The sequence below is a fragment of the Rhodopseudomonas sp. AAP120 genome, assembly GCF_001295845.1.
In the GTDB taxonomy this organism is placed as follows: Bacteria; Pseudomonadota; Alphaproteobacteria; order Rhizobiales; family Xanthobacteraceae; genus Rhodopseudomonas.
Genome location: NZ_LJIC01000054.1, coordinates 1 through 4,124 on the forward strand (window position 1 = coordinate 1; position 4,124 = coordinate 4,124).

4 protein-coding genes are annotated in these 4,124 nt (G+C 66.7%); all 4 read left to right on the top strand.

The features are described 5' to 3' along the window. The first annotated feature begins 213 nt into the window (after positions 1-213). Positions 214-993, top strand: coding sequence for a ribosome maturation factor RimP (gene rimP, locus IP86_RS09500; RefSeq protein WP_054162281.1), 780 nt, complete (start codon positions 214-216; stop codon positions 991-993). Positions 994-996: 3 nt separating this feature from the next. Further along, on the top strand, positions 997-2,619 hold the full coding sequence (gene nusA / locus IP86_RS09505) for a transcription termination factor NusA (RefSeq protein WP_054162282.1): 1,623 nt from the start codon (positions 997-999) through the stop codon (positions 2,617-2,619). Positions 2,620-2,681: 62 nt separating this feature from the next. Then, positions 2,682-3,488 carry an RNA-binding protein gene (locus IP86_RS09510; protein WP_054162283.1) on the top strand — a complete coding sequence of 269 codons (807 nt, stop codon included), beginning with the start codon at positions 2,682-2,684 and terminating at the stop codon, positions 3,486-3,488. After that, positions 3,481-4,124, top strand: a 644-nt coding sequence (locus IP86_RS09515) for a translation initiation factor IF-2 associated domain-containing protein (RefSeq protein ID WP_197279721.1), incomplete at its 3' end; no start/stop codon positions are given. The genes IP86_RS09510 and IP86_RS09515, both read left to right, overlap by 8 nt.

Below are 4,124 nucleotides of genomic sequence, written 5' to 3' on the forward strand. Positions count from 1 at the left end.
CCGGCCGCGGCCCTTGCCGCTCGGCCGGAAAACCGCTATATCAGGGCCACTCAGAAATTCTCATACGACCGCGTATCGAGAGTGGGCCCTCCGGGACCCGCTCTTTTTTGTTACCCGATGCATGACCCCGGACCGCCCGTTTGTACTGGCGTCCGCTGCCGATAACCGGCCATCGCCGAACCCGACCAGATCCGCCAAAGCCATCATCTGCCTATGACCGACCCGATCGCAGAAACCGCCACACCCGACCTGCTGGACGAGCCCCGTCTGGTGGTGGACCCCGGCGTTGCGGCGCGGTTCGGTGCCGTGGCGGAGCCGGTGTTGCAGGCGATGGGCTATCGGCTGGTGCGCATCAAGGTGTCGGGCGAAGCCGGCTGCACCGTGCAGATCATGGCGGAGCGGCCCGACGGCACCATGCTGATCGACGATTGCGAGGCGGTGTCGAAGGCGCTGTCGCCGGTGCTCGACGTCGCCGACCCGATCGACCGCGCCTATCGGCTGGAGATTTCGTCACCGGGCATCGATCGGCCGCTGGTGCGGCGCTCGGATTTCGCCCGCTATGGCGGCCATCTGGTCAAGATCGAGATGGCGGTGCCGCATCAGAACCGCAAACGCTTCCGCGGCCTGCTCGACGGCGTCGAGGGCGACGCGGTGCGGGTGCTGCGCGAGGGCGTCGCCAAGGACGAAGAGCCGCTGGTGCTGTTGCCGATGCACGATATCAGCGACGCACGCCTGGTGCTGACCGACGAGCTGGTGGCGGAATCGATGCGCCGTGGCAAGCAGGCCGAGCGCGATCTGAAGCAGAGCCTCGGGCTCGCGCCGCCGCCGCCGCCGCACGCCAAGCGCAGCGATCCGAAGAAATCCAACGCACCGAAGCCAAAGCTCAAGCCGGCGAAGCCGGCCGCCAAGCCGAAGCCGACCAACACCAAAGCTCACCGTCTCGCCGCCGACAGGTTGCGGCGTGGCGACACCGACCTGTCCGAGGGAGATTGACCCATGGCCGTCAGCGCCAACAAGCTGGAACTGCTGCAGATCGCCGACGCGGTGGCGCGTGAGAAATCGATCGACCGCGGCATCGTGATCGCCGCGATGGAAGACGCGATCGCGAAGGCGGCGCGCGCCCGTTACGGCTCGGAGACCGACGTTCACGCCGAGATCGACGCCAAGAAGGGCGAGCTGCGGCTGTCGCGCCACATGCTGGTGGTCGAGAACGTCGAGAACCCTGCCAACCAGATTTCGCTGAAGGCCGCGCAGCGCGCCAATCCGGGTGCGCAGATCGGCGACACCATCGCCGATACGCTGCCGCCGCTGGAATACGGCCGCATCGCCGCGCAGTCGGCCAAGCAGGTGATCGTGCAGAAGGTGCGCGAAGCCGAGCGCGACCGGCAGTATTCCGAATTCAAGGACCGCATCGGCGAGATCGTCAACGGCGTCGTCAAGCGCGTCGAATATGGCAGCGTGATCGTCGATCTCGGCCGAGGCGAAGCGATCGTGCGGCGTGACGAAATGCTGCCGCGCGAATCCTTCCGCAACGGCGACCGCGTCCGCGCCTACATCTTCGACGTCCGCCGCGAGACCCGCGGGCCGCAGATCTTCCTGTCGCGCACTCATCCGCAATTCATGGCCAAGCTGTTCGCGCAGGAAGTGCCGGAAATCTACGACGGCATCGTCGAGATCAAGGCGGTGGCCCGCGATCCGGGCTCGCGCGCCAAGATCGGCGTGGTGTCGCGCGACAGTTCGGTCGATCCGGTCGGCGCCTGCGTCGGCATGCGCGGGTCGCGCGTGCAGGCGGTGGTGAACGAGCTGCAGGGCGAGAAGATCGACATCATTCCGTGGTCGCCGGACATCGCCACCTTCGTGGTCAACGCGCTGGCGCCGGCCGAAGTCTCGAAGGTCGTGATCGACGAGGATCGCGAGCGCATCGAGGTTGTGGTTCCGGACACCAATAACCAACTATCCCTTGCGATCGGCCGCCGCGGCCAGAACGTGCGTCTGGCCTCGCAGCTCACCGGCTGGGACATCGACATTCTCACCGAGGCCGAGGAATCCGAACGCCGCCAGGCCGATTTCGAAAACTCGACCCGGGTCTTCATGGAAGCCCTGAACGTCGACGAAGTGGTCGGCCAGCTGCTCGCCTCGGAAGGTTTCACCTCGGTCGAGGAACTGGCGATGGTCGACAGCCGCGAGCTGGCGTCGATCGAGGGTTTCGACGAGGAGACCGCCGAGGAACTGCAGACCCGCGCGCGCGAATATCTCGACCGCGTCGAGTCGGAGATGGAAGCGCGGCGTCTGGAGCTCGGCGTCGAGGACGCGCTCAAGGACGTGCCGGGCGTCACCTCGAAGATGCTGGTCAAGCTCGGCGAGGGCGACGTCAAGACCGTCGAAGATCTGGCGGGCTGCGCCACCGACGATCTGGTCGGCTGGACCGAACGCAAGGAAGGCGCCGAGCCGGTGAAGTATGCCGGCATTCTCGACGGCGTCGACATCTCGCGTGAGGACGCCGAGCATCTGATCATGCAGGCCCGCGTCAAGGCCGGCTGGATCACCGAAGAGGAACTCGCCAAGACCACCGGCGAGGGCGCGGAGGCGGAAACCGAGGCCGAGGCGGAGGCGGAGTGATTCGTCCGATGCCGCGCGATCCGAACCGATGCGTCTAGAGACATGAAAGGCTTGCCGACCGAATGCTTGCTGCCGCCGATGCTGCAGATCTCGACGCGGGACCGCGGACTGGAAAGTCCGCGACCGAGCGGATGTGCGCGGTCACGCGGCAGGTTCGGCCGACATCCGAACTGATCCGCTTCGTGGTCGCCCCCACCGGCGAGGTGGTGGCGGACCTGAAGCGGAAATTGCCCGGCCGTGGCCTGTGGGTCACGGCGTCGCGGGCGATGGTCGAGCAGGCGGTGCGCCGCCGGGTGTTCGCCAAAGGTTTCAAGCGCGACGTCAAGGTTTCGCCGACGCTTGCCGAGGATATCGAGCGGTTGCTGGTGCAGTCGGTCTGCGATGCACTGGCGATCGCCGCCAAGGCCCGGCAGGTGGTATCGGGTTTCGGCAAGGTCGAATCCGCGCTGAAGAGCCGTGAAGCGGTGGCGATGCTGCACGCCGCCGACGGCGCTGCCGATGGAATCCGCAAGCTCGACGCGGTTTCTCGTCAATTTGACGAGGCTGCGACCGGCTTGCGAAAATTTCCCGTCCTCAACGTGCTCACGTCCGAACAATTGGATTTGGCATTGGGGCGGTCAAATGTGATACATGCTGCCCTGCTTGCAGGCCCGGCCGGACAAACATTCCTGTCGCGCTGCCAGATTCTGGTCCGATACCGGCTGGCGGATGACGGCAATGCCAATGCGGCTATTGCGGGTGCGGCTGTAGCGGGAACGCCGATCAACACGCCGAAAGACGCTGCTGACGACGCCGCTGACGGAAAAGCTGCTGACGAAGATCGTGCGAACGCGCACGACGTTGAAGGATTGGGACGACTGAATGGTTGATACGAAAACTCCTGGCGACAAGACTCTGACGATGCCCACCAAGACCTTGACGCTGAAGCCGCGCGTCGAGCAGGGCGTCGTGCGCCAGAGCTTCAGCCACGGCCGTAGCAAGCAGGTGGTGGTCGAAAAGCGCGGCAAGCGACGCATCGGCGACGGCGCACCCGAGCCGGCAGCGCCCGAAGTCGCCAAGAAGCCCGCGCCGCCGGCCCCGCCGGCTCCGTCGCCGCGTCAACAGCCGCGTCCGTCGCCGCAGCAGCAGGCGCGTAGCGGCATGGTTCTGCGCACCCTCACCGAGGACGAGCGCACCGCCCGCGCCACCGCGCTGGCCGACGCCCGCGTCCGCGAGGTCGAGGAGCGCAAGCAGGCCGAGATCGAGGCCGCGCGCCGCGCCGAGCAGGAAAAGATCGAAAAGGCCGAGCGTGAAGCCGCCGAAGCCCGTCGCAAGGCCGAGGAAGAGCGTCACCGCCAGGAAGAAGAAACCAAGCGCAAGGCCGAGACCGAGGCCAAGAAGCGCTTCGGCGAAAACGAACCGGCCAAGAAGCCGGCCGATGCCCGTCCGGCCGCGACCACCACCAATGCCACCGCGCGCCCCGGCACCACCACCACGGCGCGGACGCCGGCCGCTCCGGGCCGTCC